The 18,361-nt window shown below is 42.6% G+C and carries 14 protein-coding genes; 8 read left to right on the forward strand and 6 right to left on the reverse strand.

Going from position 1 to position 18,361, the window contains the following annotated elements; all coding sequences use genetic code 11:
• Nucleotides 1-26 precede the first annotated feature (26 nt).
• The 5 genes from BMW98_RS13190 to BMW98_RS13210 all read left to right on the forward strand — a co-directional run bounded on the left by BMW98_RS13190 (nucleotide 27) and on the right by BMW98_RS13210 (nucleotide 6,631).
• Complete coding sequence (locus BMW98_RS13190; RefSeq protein WP_090259047.1) at nucleotides 27-1,658, forward strand: AsmA family protein; 1,632 nt, start codon at nucleotides 27-29, stop codon at nucleotides 1,656-1,658.
• A 56-nt stretch (nucleotides 1,659-1,714) separates the two neighbouring features.
• Nucleotides 1,715-2,971 (forward strand): cation:proton antiporter, encoded by a 1,257-nt coding sequence (locus tag BMW98_RS13195; RefSeq protein WP_090259048.1) that lies wholly within the window; start codon nucleotides 1,715-1,717, stop codon nucleotides 2,969-2,971.
• Between the two features lie 341 nt (nucleotides 2,972-3,312).
• Nucleotides 3,313-4,728, forward strand: coding sequence for an SDR family oxidoreductase (locus BMW98_RS13200; protein ID WP_090259049.1), 1,416 nt, complete (start codon nucleotides 3,313-3,315; stop codon nucleotides 4,726-4,728).
• Nucleotides 4,729-5,070: 342 nt separating this feature from the next.
• A complete protein-coding gene (locus tag BMW98_RS13205; protein WP_090259050.1) occupies nucleotides 5,071-5,688 on the forward strand; it encodes a MarC family protein in 618 nt (205 codons plus the stop codon).
• Between the two features lie 13 nt (nucleotides 5,689-5,701).
• The gene (locus BMW98_RS13210) at nucleotides 5,702-6,631 is read left to right on the forward strand and encodes an endonuclease/exonuclease/phosphatase family protein (protein WP_090259051.1); all 930 of its coding nucleotides are present in this window, start codon (nucleotides 5,702-5,704) and stop codon (nucleotides 6,629-6,631) included.
• A 6-nt stretch (nucleotides 6,632-6,637) separates the two neighbouring features.
• Here BMW98_RS13210 and BMW98_RS13215 read toward each other — a convergent pair whose 3' ends face one another.
• The 5 genes from BMW98_RS13215 to BMW98_RS13235 form a co-directional block, all read right to left on the reverse strand.
• Nucleotides 6,638-7,345 carry a TIGR00266 family protein gene (locus BMW98_RS13215; protein WP_090259052.1) on the reverse strand — a complete coding sequence of 236 codons (708 nt, stop codon included), beginning with the start codon at nucleotides 7,343-7,345 and terminating at the stop codon, nucleotides 6,638-6,640.
• Nucleotides 7,346-7,383: 38 nt separating this feature from the next.
• Nucleotides 7,384-7,758: a Dabb family protein gene (locus BMW98_RS13220; RefSeq protein ID WP_090259053.1), complete on the reverse strand. Its 375-nt coding sequence runs from the start codon at nucleotides 7,756-7,758 to the stop codon at nucleotides 7,384-7,386.
• 236 nt (nucleotides 7,759-7,994) lie between these two features.
• Nucleotides 7,995-10,085, reverse strand: a complete 2,091-nt coding sequence (locus tag BMW98_RS13225; RefSeq protein ID WP_090259465.1) for a S9 family peptidase — start codon at nucleotides 10,083-10,085, stop codon at nucleotides 7,995-7,997.
• Between the two features lie 99 nt (nucleotides 10,086-10,184).
• Entirely contained in the window at nucleotides 10,185-10,631 is a 447-nt protein-coding gene (locus BMW98_RS13230) for a hypothetical protein (protein ID WP_090259054.1), read from the reverse strand.
• Nucleotides 10,632-10,723: 92 nt separating this feature from the next.
• Complete coding sequence (locus BMW98_RS13235; RefSeq protein WP_090259055.1) at nucleotides 10,724-13,963, reverse strand: S41 family peptidase; 3,240 nt, start codon at nucleotides 13,961-13,963, stop codon at nucleotides 10,724-10,726.
• A 152-nt stretch (nucleotides 13,964-14,115) separates the two neighbouring features.
• Here BMW98_RS13235 and BMW98_RS13240 point away from each other — a divergent pair, with 152 nt between their 5' ends.
• From BMW98_RS13240 to BMW98_RS13250, 3 genes are all read left to right on the forward strand, one after another.
• Nucleotides 14,116-14,703, forward strand: coding sequence for an LOG family protein (locus BMW98_RS13240; RefSeq protein WP_090259056.1), 588 nt, complete (start codon nucleotides 14,116-14,118; stop codon nucleotides 14,701-14,703).
• A 128-nt stretch (nucleotides 14,704-14,831) separates the two neighbouring features.
• Nucleotides 14,832-17,312: a hybrid sensor histidine kinase/response regulator gene (locus tag BMW98_RS13245; RefSeq protein ID WP_139177556.1), complete on the forward strand. Its 2,481-nt coding sequence runs from the start codon at nucleotides 14,832-14,834 to the stop codon at nucleotides 17,310-17,312.
• Nucleotides 17,312-17,701, forward strand: a complete 390-nt coding sequence (locus BMW98_RS13250) for a RidA family protein (RefSeq protein WP_090259058.1) — start codon at nucleotides 17,312-17,314, stop codon at nucleotides 17,699-17,701. Before BMW98_RS13245 ends, BMW98_RS13250 begins: the two co-directional genes overlap by 1 nt.
• Here BMW98_RS13250 and BMW98_RS13255 read toward each other — a convergent pair.
• Complete coding sequence (locus BMW98_RS13255; RefSeq protein ID WP_090259059.1) at nucleotides 17,698-18,336, reverse strand: NUDIX hydrolase; 639 nt, start codon at nucleotides 18,334-18,336, stop codon at nucleotides 17,698-17,700. The two genes, BMW98_RS13250 and BMW98_RS13255, sit on opposite strands and share 4 nt — an antisense overlap.
• Nucleotides 18,337-18,361: the final 25 nt, after the last annotated feature.

Here is an 18,361-nt window from a genome sequence, read left to right on the forward strand (position 1 = left end):
GGTTGTTTTAGTGTATCTTAAACTTAATGAACAAAAAGCTCCGCGCACTTCTCATCACCCTACTGTCAATTTTTATCGGAGGCTTCCTATTTGTCACCTTCTTTTTAGAAGGCATTATGCGAAAGCAACTCTCCGCCAAACTCGATGACACCTTTCAGCAATACTATCAAATCAGTTTTGAGGATAGCCGCAACGGACTTAATGGACTGAAGCTCAACATCAAACTATTGGGTGTAAAGTTCACCACCGATACGGTAGAAAACCCTCTGGCTGCGCAGCTTCCCGCCATGTTCTTCGATACGGACGAGTTCGACATTCTGGGCATTCACATGATGGATCTGCTATTTAGAAGCAAGCTTAGCATAGACCAAATTGGGTTGAAAAACCCACAGCTTTTAATGGTTGCCCCAGAAAGAGGTACGCTTAGCCTCAAAGCACCCCAAAAGGGTGATTCGAATATTAAAGACTTACTAAAGTCGCTCACTTTTAAAGAGGTAATGATTGAAGGCGGCAGTGGTGCGCTCGTTTATGGAAACAATACCTTAGACACCCTTTATGGTGGAGACAATCTCTCGCTTAAAGGACAATCACTCACTTTGGACCTTGAAAAAACAGGCGCTGTAAAAGACTACATGTCGATTGATGGGCTAGTAATGTCTCTGGAAAACGCGCTCTTTATTCCACGCTTTTCTCCCTACCGATTTGCCATGAATAGCAGCGAAATGGACTTGAAAGAAGGCAAACTAACTAATGCCGGAGTTAAGGCCTTGCCCAAACGAAACCTCTATCAGGCCAGTGTAAACCAAGACTTTAGAAAAACTATTTTCAATATCAGCATAGACACTATAGACATCACTGGCCTGCACTTTAAATCGCTGCTGCATGAGAATACGATCAAAGCTAAAAACATAGCGCTGATTCAGCCTGATATTACGCTTTTTCAAAACATGAACATTCCGCGCAATGAGCAGAAAGAGAAGCCTGTTTTTGGTGAACTGATCACAAAAATTCCACACCATTTGGATATAGATTCCGTGCTGATAGCGCATATGAACCTGAAGTACGAGGTACTAGCCAAAGAACAGACACAGCCCGCCACAGTGTACTTTGAGAACGTAAACGGGTATTTTGCCAACTTTAGAAAGAACGAAAATGTAGCAGACACCATCTACTCCCTGCTAGAAGGCAAGTTTATGGGCGAAGGAGACCTATCGCTTTCGGTAGACTTTCCACTTTCGGCACCGGAAACACAAACTTATTCAGGTCACATTTCGGCCATGTCCTTCGAGAGCTTCAACCCAATTTTTGCCAGCATGGGCAAAATCAACCTGAAAGATGGAAAGATCAACAACATTTACTTTACGGGAAAGTGTGACAAATACCACAACACCGGCCAAATGATCTTCGACTATCAAGATTTGAAAGTAGAGTTTAAAAACAAGCACGACAAAACTAAATGGCTCAAGTCGGGCATTGCCAATCTGCTAGTAAAGAATAACTCGCATGATGAAAAGTCTGGCGATCGATACTCCGTAAACTATCACTACACGCGGCCGCTATATATTGGCGAACTGGGCTTTTTAGTGCGCGGCCTAACCGATGGCGTTGCTCAAGTGGTTATGCCAAAGGCCATGTACAACATCTACAAGAAAAATTGAGCAAGGCCTCAGATTTTTAAACCATTCGCTATATTTTCGATAAACCATAACAGCTTATGCACTTCGATGTATTTACCATTATTACAGTTCTAACTGTTCTTTCGGCACTTTTTGCTTTTATTAATACCAAGTTCTTAAAACTGCCTTTTACCATAGGACTAATGATTATTGCCATGTGTTTTACACTGGTTATCATTGGATTGGGTCACTTTAACAACAGCGTAATGGTAAACGCCAAGGAGCTAATCAACTCGATCGACTTTAAAACGCTATTGCTGGAGGTAATGCTGAGCTTCTTGCTTTTTGCCGGAGCCCTACACACCAAACTCGATGCATTGGCCAAACACCGAGGCCCAATTATGCTATTCGCTACCTTTGGAGTGGTGGTTTCTACCTTTATCGTTGGCGGAATTTTCTACTATGTCGCCATAGCGGTCGGCCACCAAATAGATTTCATTTACTGCCTGCTGTTTGGCGCACTTATCTCCCCTACCGATCCCATTGCCGTTTTGGGTATTCTTAAAGAAGCGAATGCGCCTAAAAAACTAGAGATCAAAATTGTAGGCGAATCGCTATTTAATGATGGTGTTGGCGTAGTGGTTTTCTTGGTGATTTTCTCCATTGCCCAAAAGGGAATTGCTGCCGTAGATGCTGAAGAAGTTGGCTTCCTATTCTTCGAAGAGGTATTTGGCGGCATAGCGCTTGGTCTTGTAATGGGCTGGCTGGGCTTTAAGCTAATGAAAAGCATTGACCACTACGAAACCGAAGTACTGATTACTGTTGCCTTAGTGATGGCTATTTACACCATTGCCCATGCGGTGCATTTCTCCGGCCCGCTAGCGGTAGTTGTTGCAGGTATTTTAATCGGAAATAAATCGCCAGAAATTGCTTGGTCTAAAACCACACAAAACTATGTAGACAAGTTTTGGGAAGTTATTGACGTATTTCTAAATGCAATCCTATTTGTGCTTATCGGTTTCGAATTGCTGATTATCACCATAAACGGTGAATATATATTGCTTGGATTGTTGGCCATTCCTGTAACCTTAATTGCCCGCTATATCGCCCTAAAAGGGCCAATTATGCTGTTTAACAAAAAGCTAGAGTTCATCCCTAAAACAGACATGATTATGACTTGGGGTGGAATAAGAGGCGGTATCTCGATCGCCTTGGCACTTTCGCTTCAACCAGAAATGGAGCGCGAACTATTTGTAACTGTCACCTATGTAATTGTGGTTTTCTCCATTATAGGCCAAGGTTTAACCATTGGGCCTTTGGTTAAGCGAGTGATTGGGAAGAGTGAGGTTAAATAAAACAATGTCTTATGGGGCTAATTAATTGAACTTTAGCCCCATTTACAAGAAATATAATGCCAAACCCGTTACCGAAAATTTAGCTCCCAACAAAGAACATATGTGTAAAGCATTCAACCTTGGCTCCGCCAGCTTTGGTGTCCTCACCAAAGCATTTACCTACCCAAACTAATACACACCGCTTTCGAATAAACCAAAGCATCGCCAGTTACCACAGTAAAAGTTTGTCAAAGGGAGTTAAGCCATTACCGCAATAATCAACTGATTTATTGCTCTATTTTCCCTTAGCCTGAAACAATGGGCAATAAATTTACTTTCATTACAGAAGCCTTCTTACAAATATGAATGTACTTCTTACCGGTGCTACCGGCTACATTGGCAAACGACTTTTACCTGTGCTTGTGGAACAGGGCCATCACGTAATCTGCTGTGTTCGCGATAAGCAGAAATTCCATGCTGGCCCTTCGGTGTCCAAAAGCATTTCCATTATTGAAGTAGACCTCAACAAACCCGAATCGCTCAAAAACATTCCGAACAACATAGATGCAGCCTACTACTTAGTTCACTCCATGTCGACCTCCATAGACTATGAGGAACTTGAGAAAAATGCCGCCATCAACTTTAGAGAACGCATAAATGATACTCAAGCCAAGCAAGTAATTTACCTAAGCGGAATTGTCAACTTTGAAACCCTTTCAAAACACCTTAACTCACGAAAAAACGTTGAGATAGCCTTAGGAAAAGGCAGCTATGCACTCACAACCATACGTGCCGGCATTATCATTGGATCTGGCAGTGCCTCGTTCGAAATAATACGCGATTTAGTCGAAAAACTACCCATTATGGTCGCTCCAAGGTGGTTGAAAACCAAATGCCAGCCCATTGGCATTTCAGATGTAATTTGCATTCTAACGGGTGTTTTAAACAACGAAACCACCTTCAATACCAGCTACGACATTGCCGGAAATGAAGTATTGAGCTACAAGCAAATGTTATTGGATTTCTCTGAGGTAAGAGGCTTAAAAAGATACATTTGGACAGTCCCCGTAATGACTCCCAAGCTTTCCTCCTACTGGCTCTATTTCATCACCTCCACTACTTACTCCTTAGCCGTTTCGCTTGTTGATAGCATGAAGGTGGAAGTAGTGGCCAAAGACGATAAGATTCTCCGCTTATTGAATATAAATCCACTACCCTACAAGGAATGTATTAGGCGCGCATTCCGAAGAATTGAACAGAACGAAATTGTTTCTAGCTGGAAAGACTCCACGGTAAGCGGTAGACTCGACTATAAAATTTCAGACTACATTAAAGTACCTACTTACGGCTGCTTTAAAGACCTGCGTGTACGCAAGGTGAGCAACGAAGACAAAGCCATTGATAGAATATGGCGAATTGGCGGTGATACTGGCTGGTACTATGCCACCTGGCTATGGAAAATAAGAGGCTATTTGGATAAACTTGCTGGGGGTGTTGGTTTAAGGCGGGGAAGAACAAATTTAGACCACATTCAAGCAGGCGATACGCTCGATTTTTGGCGTGTTATTTATGCCGACAAGGAAGAAAAGCGGCTATTGCTTTTTGCAGAGATGAAGCTACCCGGTGAAGCTTGGCTGGAATTTCAAATTAAAGATGGTGAACTCCACCAAACAGCTACATTCCGGCCTAGGGGACTTGCCGGCCGACTTTATTGGTACGCTGTTTTACCTTTTCACGGACCAATTTTCAAAGGTATGGCCAGAAAGATCTGCGCTTAATTGTGTAGTACGAGTTTCGGTATCCTCACAAAAGCGTACCGTTATCATCAACTTAAGCACCTAAAAGAAAGTAACCCACACCGCCTCAAAAGCATACCATCACCGCCAGCTTTGGTGAACTAATAAAAGGTATGCCCGCACCGCCAGCTTTGGTGTCTTCACCAAAGCACATACCAACCCAAACTTTGACAAACTGATGCTAGCAACTTTACAATAAGCAGGACCATCATCACTTACCCCAGCCAAAAGTTTGTCAAAGCGGAAGGCCACTGGTTACGCTATAATCGCCAAAGTTTTTAAGCACAATAGAAAACTTTTAGCCTGATTTCTTAAATTGACTCAATGCATGACTATGTAACCAGCCTTTTCACCACATTTATGGCCTTTTTTGCCATAATGAATCCTTTTGCCAACTTACCAGTGTTTCTAAGCTTGACTAAAAAGACATCGAAGGAAAAAAGGAATGAAATCGCTTCAAAGGCCTGTATTAATGCTTTTTTTATTGTTGCGGTGTTTATGTTCGGGGGCAATTACATCTTCAACATATTTGGCCTAACCATAGAAGCGCTGCGTATTACGGGCGGCATTATCATTTTCTATATTGGCTTCGAAATGCTACTAACGCAAAGTTCCAAAGTACAGTCGAACGACACCGACAACATCGATATTGGTATTGCCATTTCGCCTTTGGCCATACCCATTCTGGCTGGACCAGGAACCATCGTTACAGCTATTAACCTCACGGCCGACCAACCAATTAAGCATGTGGCTACTGTAGCCCTAATGTTTGCCGGAATCTGCCTATTAACCTATTTAACCTTTCGGTCGGCTACCTATTTCTATGAAAAACTTGGAGAAAATCTGATCCAAGTAATCTCCAAACTGATGGGACTAATTCTTGCCGTAATTGGCATGGCAATGCTCATTGGCGGAATTAAAGAAGCATTTAACATTAGTTAAATCATTGGTATAAATGAAGAAGGCCATTCCAAACTTACTCTTCTTTATTGCGGTGTCGGTTTCTTTAATTTGCCTAGCTTCCTATTTTGCAAAGTGGCACTGGAGCCTCGATTTACTAAGTCATTTTCGTTTTCAGTACTTAGTAATTTTAAGCATTTCAACAGGCCTACTTATATTTTTAAAGCGAAAGAAGGCAATACTCTTTACCCCAATCGTGCTCTTACTGCTTATAGAAATTCTCCCCTTCTATTTTGGTGGAAAAAAGGTTGTCAGTACAGAGGACAGTGTAAAGCTATCTTCGATTAATCTGCTAAGCTCCAATAGTGCCTTTTCTGAGGTTATTGCTTTCGTAGCAGCAACCAACCCAGATATTCTAGTACTTCAAGAATATAACGGTAAATGGCACACCGCGCTTTCCAGCATTTCCTCAAATTACCCGTATCAGTTAGCCATTCCACAAGAAAATAATTTTGGCATTGCAGTATTTAGTAAGCTGCCCTTTTCTGAATTAAAAATGGTAACTATGGGTAGCGCACAACTACCATCGATAGTTGGGGAATTCAACTTAAACGGTACCAAAACCACACTAATTGCAACGCACCCCTTGCCGCCTATTGGAGCCGAGTATGCCAATTTGCGAAACAATCAATTGGCAGCAATTGCAGCGTTTGTTCAGTCAAATAATCACGAGACTATACTGGTTGGAGATTTAAACACCTCTTCCTTTTCCCCTCACTTTAAATCACTGCTAAAAACTACTGGCCTAGTGGATAGCAGAAAAGGCCATGGACTTCAGCCAACATGGCCGGCAAACATCACTCCCTTAAGAGTGACTTTGGATCATTGCCTAGTAAGCTCAAGGCTGTTGGTTAAAAGCAGAAAAATAGGAGAGCGAATTGGCTCAGACCACCTACCGATTGTTGTTGAGCTGGGGGTTAATTAACTCCATCTAATCATTGCTCCTAGCTGGTGGTAAAGCTCTGTGAATTCTGTCAACTAGTTTACTGAACGGCAGACTCTGCAGATACACTTTCCCTGGCCCTGTAAGGTTGACTAAGAAAAGTCCTTCGCCACCGAAAAGCGCATTTTTAAAGCCTCCAATAAACTGCACATCGTAGTTAACTGTAGGGGCAAAACCAACCAAGCAGCCTGTATCTACGCGTAGTGTTTCACCCGGTTTTAAATCGCGCTCTATTATGGTCCCACCTGCATGAATAAAGGCCAAACCATCGCCAGTGAGTCTTTGTAAAATAAAGCCTTCACCACCGAAAAGCCCTGCTCCAAATCGCTTGGTAAAAGCCACTTCTATTTCGATACCATGCGCTGCACATAAAAAGGCATCTTTTTGGCAAAGGAACTCCCCTCCTTTCTGCAAAAGATCAATAGGCACAATTTTACCAGGATATGGTGATGCAAAGCCCACTTTTTCCTTCTCCCTGCCCTGATTGGTAAAGGATGTAATGAAAAAGCTCTCTCCGGTAAACATGCGCTTTAGCCCCTTCATTAAACCGCCACCCGTTCCGGTGTCCATGTTAATGTGCTGATCCATGTACATCATGGTTCCGGCCTCTGCCCTAACCGTTTCATTCGGATCGAGAATTATCTCGACCAACTGCATATCATCACCAATTAGGTTGTATTCAATTTCGTGTGCCATAATTTGGGTAATTAGTTAAATGGGTAATTATTCGTTTATTATTCGATGATGTAATCTACTACTACCAAGTCTTCAATAATACCACCGTGTGTATCGCCAAAATCCTTATGTGCGGGATGTGGTAAATATTCATCGCGTGCCTTAGCATTTTCAAAGGTCAACTGAAAAATGTGCGTCATGCCTTTATCGAAACCCTCGGGACTGTTATTCAATCCCCACTCAAACGCTTTGATCTGCGGAATGTCTTTTTGAAGTCCTTCGAATGCTTGAATAAGGGCTTTCACCTGTTCTTCGCTAGCATCGGGCTTAAATTTAAACGACACCACATGCCTTAGACCTTCTGCCGGAACAGTATTACTGGAACATGCCGTCATAATTAAGGCAATGGTTATACATAGCAATAGCTTTTTCATTTTCGATTGATTTAGTGATCATCAATGCAATTTATTGAATCGGGTGAAAAACAATATCATGCTACCGTAAAAGCTGACCGCTATTCTAAAGTCTGTGGTATCAAAACAAAAAGAATCTGTCCGTTAAATGCAGTGCAATCAACAAACAGATTCTTTCGGTCGACCATTTCTCTAAGGAGAAATTTTCTCCCTCAGGATGACGTTAGCCATCTACAGCCGTATGGTTTTAAGATAGATTATCTATCAATTTCGATTGGAATGCCTTTTTGCAATACCAATCGATCGATAAAGAACTCCATCATTCTTTCTCTATCCATTGCCGTGTGGCCTTTATCTGGACCTACTTGCACCTCAAAGCTCTTTCTTGCTTTTTGCAAAGCGTCAATTAGCTGTAGTGAATTAGACGGGTGCACATTGTTATCACTAGTTCCGAAAAAGATCATCAACTCGCCATCCAAGTCTTTGGCCATATTCATCAGGCTAGAAGCTTCATAGCCTTCCAAGTTATCTTCCAAGGTGCTCATATAGCGCTCAGTGTAAATGTTGTCATAGTTTCTCCAGTCTGTTACTGCCGAGTTTGCAACAGCGGCATGGTATACGTCTGGGTACCTTAAAAGGCTGGTTGCTGCGGTAGTTCCTCCGTAAGAAGTTCCGTAAACCCCTACGCTCTCTTTATCGAAATACGGTCTGTTATAAAGGGACTTAATACCAGCGGCAAAGTCGTCCATTTCTACAATCCCAAGGTTTCCGTACAGCTGGTCTAGCAGCTCTTTACCTCTACCGCGTACATTTCTACCATCAATATTGGCTACTAAGAAACCGTACTCTGTCAAAGCATCAGGGTAAGTAAATGTTTCTCTGAATGCATTAGTAGCCGGGCCACCGTAGTTGCTCAAAATTAGCGGGTATTTTTTGTTCGGGTCGAAGTTGCTTGGGAAGTGCAACATACCGTGTAGCTCAGTCTCACCATCGGCCGAAGTAAAAGTGAATACCTCCACTTTTTTCAAACCAAGCTCATTGAATTTGGTCATATCACTCTTGGCCAATTCAGCCACCACTTTGCCTTTGGCATTAATTAGGTTAGTGAATGGAGCCACATCGTGCGTTTGTGCCACATCGACAAAGTGTTTGCCGTCAGGTGCAATGCTTACACTGTGGTTATAGGCAGGATCTGTTAAACGCGTATCCTTTGTTCCATCAAGCTTTACACGGTGCAACTGCATTTTCATGTGGTTTTCTCCACTTCTTGCCATGTAGTAAACCTCACCAGCTTCTTCATCAACCTTCACAATGTTCGATACCTCAAAGTCGTGCTGAGTAAGTGCATTGATCAAAGTGCCGTCAAAATTGTACAGGTAGTAGTTATTGAAACCAGATCTTTCAGAAGCCCAGATAAAACGCTGACCATCGGCCAAAATCTCCATCTCAGGGGTGTTTTTAGTAAAGCTTGGCAACCACTCCTCGCGCACAACCACTCGGGTTTTACCTGTATTAGGGTCGGCAGCTTTGTACTCCATTATATTTTGTCTACGGTTGGTGCTGTGGAAAAGCAGCTCCTTACCATCAGGTGTCCAGTCAATACCATAAATGTAGGTACCAATTGGACCATCCTCGTAAGCCTTACCATCGCGGATATCTAACAAGGTAGTTTTCTTGGTTTCCAAATCGTACACCATTAGGTCTACCGGCTGGTTTTTAGCACCAACTTTCGGGTACGACATTACTTCTAACGAATCGTATGCCTCTAACTGGTTTAGTAAAACGTAATAGGTGTCAGTAGTACTTTCATCAAATCGGTAGAAAGCTACTTTCTTGCTATCTGGTGACCACCACATTGCTGTGCTTTGGCCAAGCTCTTCACCATAAACCCAAGTAGCAATTCCGTACTTTAGTCGCGTCTGCTCGTTTCCATCTTTTGTAATAGCCACCACATTGCTACCATCGGCATTGCTAATGTACATGTTACGGTCTTTGGTGTAGGCTTTCAACTCACCGTTTGGCGAATCGGCCGATGCATACTGGCGGCCACGGGCTACGCCTCTCCATCTTCTTTGCGGACGTGTAGCATCACCAATTTCAGTAGTTTCTTTTTTGCGCACATCGTAGCTGTAACGCTTACCATCTTGGTTGTATTCGAATGACTTTCCATCCTCAGCCCACTCGGCATAAATAGCTCCTGAAACTACAGAAGACCTAATTTGTGGGGCAATCTCTCTGTACCTGTCGTAACCAGGCATTTTCTGGAGCTTGTCTTGCGCACTGATGTTCGCACTTAGCCCAATAAAAAATAGCAGTGCTAAACACCACTTGGTTAAATTATTTTTCATGAATAAATTTTGATTTGAATCCTTCATTTCTAGCCTTTAATACTACGCTTTTTCAGCTTAAAAACGCAAGGTAAAAACGACTAGCGGACTACTTATAATTTAAATGAAAGTGATTACCCATCGTAATGCAAGGCCAGCCCAAACGATTAAAATACCCAATCGGGATTTTAGACGCCTCTTATCGTTGGCAAAATAGTACCCAAAGAAAGCTAGGTACAGCACACCAAACGGGAGCTTTGGAACATAGAAGGGTAACCTTAGCGCAGTCAACAGGCTAAACAGTACTACTACCAACCCCGTAATCACAAAAAATGACTTATGGTATGCCTTTAAATTCAAGGAATGTGATGGCTCTACTGCTGCGATTATGGAAACAAAAGCAAACACATAATGACCGAAAGGACCTATGCCTATTACCGGATCGAGATAAAGTACACTGGCTAGAGCTAGTGCAATGGTAGTGAGTTTGGTAACTCGTTTGTTGGCGTTAGTAACTAATAGTAGTGCAGCTATAGCACATACTACTGTAATGGTTGAGGTTAGCATGTTGGTGCATGCAATGTATGAAAAAACCCCTGAAAATCAGGGGTTTCATCTTATCTGTATGTTAAAGTCTGTTTTAGATTTAGTAACAGGAATTAGTTCTTTTTTACTGGCCTTTTCCACCTTACTGGTGCCGCTGGCTCAGGCTTCAATTCAACTCCTTCTGTTTTTAGCAGCCTCAATGCTTCTTTTACGGCTTCCTCTAATTGTGGGTCTTTACCATCTACCACTAGTTTTGGCGTTTGTTCCACCAAGATATCTGGCGCAATGCCTAAACCTTCCACATCCCATTCGCCATCAACATTATAAAAACCACCTCTAGGTGCCACCATTCTACCATTATCGATAAATGGAGGGGTATCCCATGTTCCTACTAGTCCGCCCCAAGTTTTGGTGCCTACTAAAGGCCCAATCTCCATTTGGCGGAAAAGGAATGGCAGTAAGTCACCACCTGACCCAGCTCTTTCGTTAATAATCATCACCTTAGGCCCCCAAATACCAGCACCTGGCGAAGGAAATGGCCTATTACCTGCCACTCTACTATTGAAGTATCCTTGGATTTTTCGCGACATGATATCTACCATGTAATCAGCCGCTGAGCCTCCACCGTTGTTTCGTTCGTCAATCACAGCGCCTTTTTTATCCTGCTGCGCGAAATAATAGCGGTTGAAATAAGTATAGCCAGGCCCACTGGTGTTCGGCACGTAAACGTAGGCCAGCTTGCCATCAGAAAGCTCGTCAACCATTCTGCGATTCCCTTCTACCCAATCGAAACTGCGTAAATTTCGCTCATTAGAAACCGTTTTTACAATTACCTCTCTGGCTCCATCCAAACTTGCTTTACTATTTAGCGAAAGAGTTACCTGTCTATTGGCAGTTCCTACCAAATAACTGTAGAAATTACTATTCTTATTTAGGGGTTCGCCATCTATGGCCACTATGTAATCGCCTTCATTTACATCAAGGCCGGGTTGAGCCAAAGGAGCCGTTAGACCGGGGTTCCAGCTTTCTCCATTATAGATCTTCTCGATCTTGAAACCATTTTTATCGAGCACAACATCTGCGCCCAATAAGCCTACCCTATCACTTTCAAGCGAAGGGTAATCTCCACCAGAAACATAAGAGTGACCGACAGCTATCTCACCACTCATGATGTCTACCACATAGTTGAGATCCGATCGGTGTCTTACATGATCTATCCATGGTGAGTACCACTCCCAAACCTCTTGCCAAGGAGCACCATGCGTGTTATCTACATACAAGAAGTCGCGCATGTACCTCCAGCCTTCTCTAAATATCTGTTTCGCCTCTTCGCGTGGATCAACCTTAATTCTTACACCGCTAATATTTAATCGGCCATCTCCTGGTTTTTTGGCGCCTCCGCTGGTAGAAACTATCCCCCAACTAGCACCAGCACGGTACAATAAGCTCTTTTTATCGGCTGAAACAACTCCCTCACTAAAGCTTGGCAAGAAAGTTACGCTCTTCTGCTCTTCGATTGAATAGCGATTTAACTTGGTACCTTCATTAGGCACAGATTCGGTGAAGAAGAAATGACCCTTTGGCCCGGGCAGCATGCCGCCATACGATCTGGCAGGAACATCAATTGCTACAATGCGCTGCGCAATTCCGTCAACATCAATTGTAACGCTTACCTCTTCCTTGCTTTCCTTTTTCTCTTTTTCGCCAACAGGCTCTTCATCGCTTTTGGGCAAGAAAGGCGTTTTACCATCCTTGTTTAGCACGATAAGATAAGGTGAATAAGTAACCGGGGCATTGTAAGAACTCATATCGAGCCAGCCGCTGCCCAAGCCATAGGTAGTGCTGGCCAAAAAGTACAGGTAGTCTCCCGACTCATCCCAAACAGGTGTCATAGCATCTGCCATGGCATCGGTTAGTTGGTGGGTTTGCCCAGCTTCAATACTATGAACCTTTACCGCTTTGTATTGATTTGGCTGTAGCTGCACATAGGCAATCCATTTGCTATTGGGCGACCACTCTGGATTGAGCGAACGTGTAGGATGCGCATATAAGTCTGTATCTACTTTTTTAGCCTCGCCAGACGCCACATTTACATACCACAGGTTGTAATCTGTATCAGTGTAGGCTATGAACTTACTATCGGGCGACCATTGCGGACGGAAGTAAAAAGTCTGGTTTGGTAGGGTAATTACCTTTGGCGCTTCCGTTGCCTTTTGGTCTGTTACCATTAGCTGGTATTCACCATCAGGGTCGGCAAACCAAGCTACTTTTTCACCATCGGGTGACCATATTGGCGCCCTATCGGCTACTCCGCTAGTATTTGTAAGGTTTCTCCAGTTTCCATTTTCTTTAGGAACAGTGATGATATCTCCTCTAAACTCGAAGATGGCACGTTGGCCAGTAGGCGAAATCTGGGCATTGCGCAAATCGAATGCACGTGCATCTACCCATCGTGGAGAGCCCCAATTCATATCGCCTGCAACATTTATATTCAGCTGCTGGGCATTGCCTGCTGCCGGATTGAGTAAATGCAGATAGCCTCCTTGCTCATAAACAATCGAGCCGCCTCCTGCATCTAAGTTTTTCACGTCAAAGTCGGCATGAAAAGTAACCTGTTTAAGCTCATCGGTCTTTGGATTAAAGCTCCATATGTTATTGGCAAAGTCTCTTTCGGACAGAAAGTAAACAAGTCCATTTAACCATACAGGGCTTGTATGTCTTTCATTGTCTGGCTGCGGTGTTTTCTTTAAAGCCAGCGATTTTAAGTCAACAATCCAGATTGGTTTAGCTTGACCACCTCGGTAGTTACGCCATTCAGGATCCCAGAACGAAATCTGCTGATAAGCTATCATTTTACCATCTGCAGATAGCTGCCCGTCCACAGCACGTGGAATTTTCAATGCTTCTGGCTGACCACCGTTTACAGAAACGGTAAAGAATTTGGATTCTTTGGTTGGCACACTCTCTCTGGCCGAGGCAAAGAGTACTTTACCATCGGGTGTCCAGCCAGTAACATTGTCGGCTGAAGGATGATAAGTTAGGCGAGTTGGTTCACCACCAGTTGCAGGAATTACGTAAACATCGGCATTCCCATCATACTGCCCAGTAAAGGCAATCATTTTACCATCTGGCGAAAAGTGCGGGTTAGTTTCTCCGCCAATGTTGGTTGTTAGCCTTATGGCATTACCGCCATTCTTCGGCACTTTCCATAAATCATTGGCATACACAAAAACAATGTCGGTAGACGACACCGTTGGTTGTCTTAAAAGCATGGTGCCTTGTGCTGAAACAGTTTGGTACAAAACAACTGTAAGCAAGCCAAAGCATGCTCTAATAAGCATTTTCAACTTCATTGTAATAGGTTATTGGTTTTTAGAAAGGTAACTATAAAACACTCAATAGAATACCACAGTTACACCAAAGGCTGCAAAACAATAAGTTGATGTTTGTTTTGAGTTGCTACAGATAAAAACGAAATTCCCATTATAGAACTGAATATACTACCATGCAAAAAATAAAGAAAGTCTGTATTTACTGTGCCTCTAGCGATAAAATAGACCCACTTTACAAAGAAGCCACAAGGGTTTTGGCCAAAGCTTTGGTAAAGAACAACACAACCATTGTGTATGGTGGCGGTGCCCGTGGGCTAATGGGCGAATTGGCAGATACAGTAATTCAAGAGCATGGTAGAATTATTGGGATAATGCCACATTTCATGAAGGAAGTGGAGTTTCATCATAAGGATGTGAACGAGTTTATTTTTACTGCCGATATGCACGAAAGGAAAAAACAGTTTATGGTGGGAGTTGATGCCCTAATAACACTGCCCGGAGGCTGTGGCACCTTGGAAGAACTCATGGAAGCCATTACCTTAAAAAGACTAGGCATCTTTACAAAACCAATTGTAATCCTGAATATTAACAACTACTACGATGACCTTTTGAAGATGCTCGACCACAGTATTGAAGAAGGCTTTATGAACGAAAGACATCGCGGTATTTGGACGGTTTTCGAAGACCCGAACAAAGTACTGGAAGCCATTCAATCTAGCGAACCTTGGTCAAAGGATGCAATAAAGTTTGCTCAAGCCTGATTTTTCAAATACATATTTTTGCGGTTCAAATAACAAACCTTATTATTTAAACCATATCAAATTTCGTTCTTGTCAATCAGGTTAAATCGCGCTAAACTGCGATGATTTTAATCTAATTCGACCTCAGATTGCGCCTATTTATTACAACAGTATTATCACTATTGTCTAGCGTTTCCTATGCCGATTCGCCTGGGGTTGATGTACACTTTCAAAACAACGTAAGGCTTTACTCTGAGGGTGAATACGAAATCTCCGATCGCCAGATTTTAGTTTATCGAGACGACATGAATGCCATGGAGTTTGAGGACGTGCTGAACCTAGCGCCAAACGAATTTATTTCTCTCAAAGACATCAGTTACTTTGACAATACTAAAACACATTGGGCATTCTTTCAGATAACCAACCCCACGGAAGAACCACACCTATACATTTTAAAAGGTGGCCGAAATGCCAAAGAAACCTACTTTATTGAATCAGAAGATGGTTTGGAAGTAAAAAAGACTGGCTACTTTTTTGCTGCCAACGAGCGCGATATTTTAGATAACTACCATACCCAAGTTTCGATTAACCTCGCTCCGGAAACTACTAAAAAGGTTTACGTTAAAATTGAAAGCCCTGATAACCTACCGCTCAATATCAGCTTTAAGCTAACTCCTGAATCGCAATGGACAGCCGAAGTAAGACGCAAAAATCTCTTCGAAGGTGTGTTTAGCGGGGTGTTGATAGCCATTTTTATTGTCAGCATGTTCTTTTACGTTACCAGAACGAGCAACGTATTTCTTTATATTTCTCTTTATGCGCTTTGCCACTTACTCTATTTCGGGCAAATACATGGTTTTTTTGAAGTCTACCTGCTTCCTAACACCAGCAACGTGCTTCCGCCCATCTGGCAAGTACCTCTACTCAGTATAGCGTTTTACTACTTTTTTGCACGCGAATTTGTTGAAAGCAAGGTTTACCACCCTAAGTGGGATGTTGGCCTTAAATGGCTATCCTACTCAGGCATTGGGCTTTTTGTATTGATTAATATATACCTGCTGTTTACCAACGACTACTGGATGGTAGGCAACATTCTGTACGGCTTCATTCTCCTCTCAGGAATCGTTAGTGTAGCCTTCCTTTTCGTGGTCAATCAAGATGGCAACCCTATTTCCAAATACTTTATTTACGGTACCACATTTTTAGTTTTTATAGCCATTCTATCGGCAATTAACGAATTACTCTACTTCACCAATTCGGCTCCAATAATCGTTCAAACGGGTATTTTAATCGAAACGGTGATCTTTAGCCTTGGGCTTGCTCACAAAATAAAACGCGATGTTGAAGACCACTACATTACACAGCGGTCGCTCATTATTCAGCTTCAGCAAACAGAAAAGCTTCATGAGAACATTAACCAAGAACTAGAGGAGCAGGTAGCAGAAAGAACCCAGTTAATCAAAGAACAGAACATTGAGCTAGAGGAAGCGAAGCAAGTTGCAGAAAAGGCCACTCAAGCCAAATCGGACTTCCTTTCGGTAATGAGCCACGAAATTCGCACACCACTCAATGCCATCATCAGTCTTTCTCATATTATGGAGATGGACAATAAAGACAATGAAATGGTGGAATACATTGATGCTTTGAAGTTTTCTGCCGAAAGCCTTCATTCACTCATCAACGATATTCTCGATTTCAACAAAATTGAAGCGGGTAAACTACGCTTAGAACAAGTGGAGTTCTCTTTAATTGATCTGCTAAAGAATATTTCCGAGACCTTTAAATATAAGGCGCATAGCAAGGGCATAAAACTCTTGATTGAAGTTGGCGAACATACACCCGATAGGCTGATGGGCGATCCTACCCGATTGACCCAGATCTTCAACAACCTATTGAGCAATGCCATAAAATTCACCCATGAAGGGCACGTTTTACTAAAAGTCTTTTTGAAAGGAATTAAGGACAACACGGCCAACATTCACTTTGAGGTTGTAGATACTGGAATCGGTATTCCTAAAGATAAACTCGAAACGATTTTTATGGAATTTGAACAGGCCGACATGTCCACTACCCGTGAGTATGGCGGCACCGGTCTTGGCCTTTCTATTACCAAAAAGCTATTGCACATGATGGGTAGCAAGATTCAGGTAAAAAGTACGGAAGACCAAGGTTCTAATTTCTCTTTCAACATTCCTTTTGAGATCAATAAAACCTTTACGTTGGTTTCTTATACCGACCCCGAAAACAATAAGAACCTCGAGCAGGCCAAGTTTTTAGTGGTAGATGACAACGACATGAACCGACTTGTTTTAAGAAGGTTGATGAACAACTGGAATGTCGATTTTGTGGAAGCATCGAATGGAAATGATGCCATAAGACTGTGTAATGAAATAAAGTTCGACTTGGTGCTTATGGATATTGAGATGAAGCCGATTAATGGCTTTGAAACACTAACTTTGATTAAGTCGGAGAGCAAACTGAACGCTGCCACTCCATTTATTGCCATGAGTGCTTACCAGCCCGATGACTTTGATGTAAAAATTAATGAAACCGAGTTTGCTGCAATTGTAAACAAACCATTCGACCCAGAGGATTTATTTGAGCGTATTATCAAAAACCTAAACCAGTAATGGACCAGAGAACAAACTATAGCACAGGCAGCCCTTGGGAAGACATAGTTGGCTATTCAAGAGCAGTAAAAGTTGGCAACGTAATAGAAGTAACAGGCACAGTTGCCGATGACAAAGGACAACTTTTAGGCGGTAATGACCCTTACCTTCAAACCAAGTTCGTGCTTGAGAAAATTAAAGAAACGCTTGAAAAGGCTGGCGCAACGCTAGAGCATGTGGTTAGAACGCGAATATTCGTAACCAACATAGAACAATGGGAAGCCATTGGAAAGGCACACCAGGAGTACTTTGGCGATATTAAACCCTGCACCACCATGGTAGAAGTTTCTAGATTAATTGACGACAAGTACTTGGTAGAAATTGAGGCTACCGCCATTATTGAGAGCTAATTCCCAAGTTCTTCTAACACAAAAAGCAACTCACTGAGCATCATCGCTGTAGCACCCCAAACCTTGTGACCATCCACGTCAAAGTAAGGCGAGTGAATGGTGTATTTGCCAAACTGCATCGTCTCAATACCACGCTGTGACTGGTCTTTTAATTGACTCAGGCTAACTTCTAATATACTCTCAACTTCTTTCTCTTCGAGTTTATACTCAGGTGGCTGCTGCAAGAACCCTACTGTTGGCAACACCTTAAAATTACTAGCAATAATAAATAGCTCTGTAAGTGTTCCTAATAACTCTACCTCATTTCGCGCCACACCTACCTCCTCCTCTGTTTCGCGGAGTGCAGTTTCAATAAGATCAATATCTGATTTCTCTTTTTTTCCACCAGGAAAACTTACCTGCCCACTATGATGTCCATTATACTCTGGCCTTTTGATCAAGGGAATCCAGAAATCATTATCTCTTTCAAATAACAAGACCATTACTCCACCGAGTTTAGGCGGAAAATTGAGGTTCGCCCTAAACCTACTCTCATCAATTGGCTTGGGCGCCATCAATATCTGCGCATCTCTACCAGGCAACGGCTCGTTCAAACGGTGAGACAACTGCTCCACAAAAACTTCAAAATCCTTCATTCACAACTAATCTGTTTGAATAATT

The organism is Roseivirga pacifica, from assembly GCF_900111145.1.
Lineage (GTDB): Bacteria > Bacteroidota > Bacteroidia > Cytophagales > Cyclobacteriaceae > Roseivirga > Roseivirga pacifica.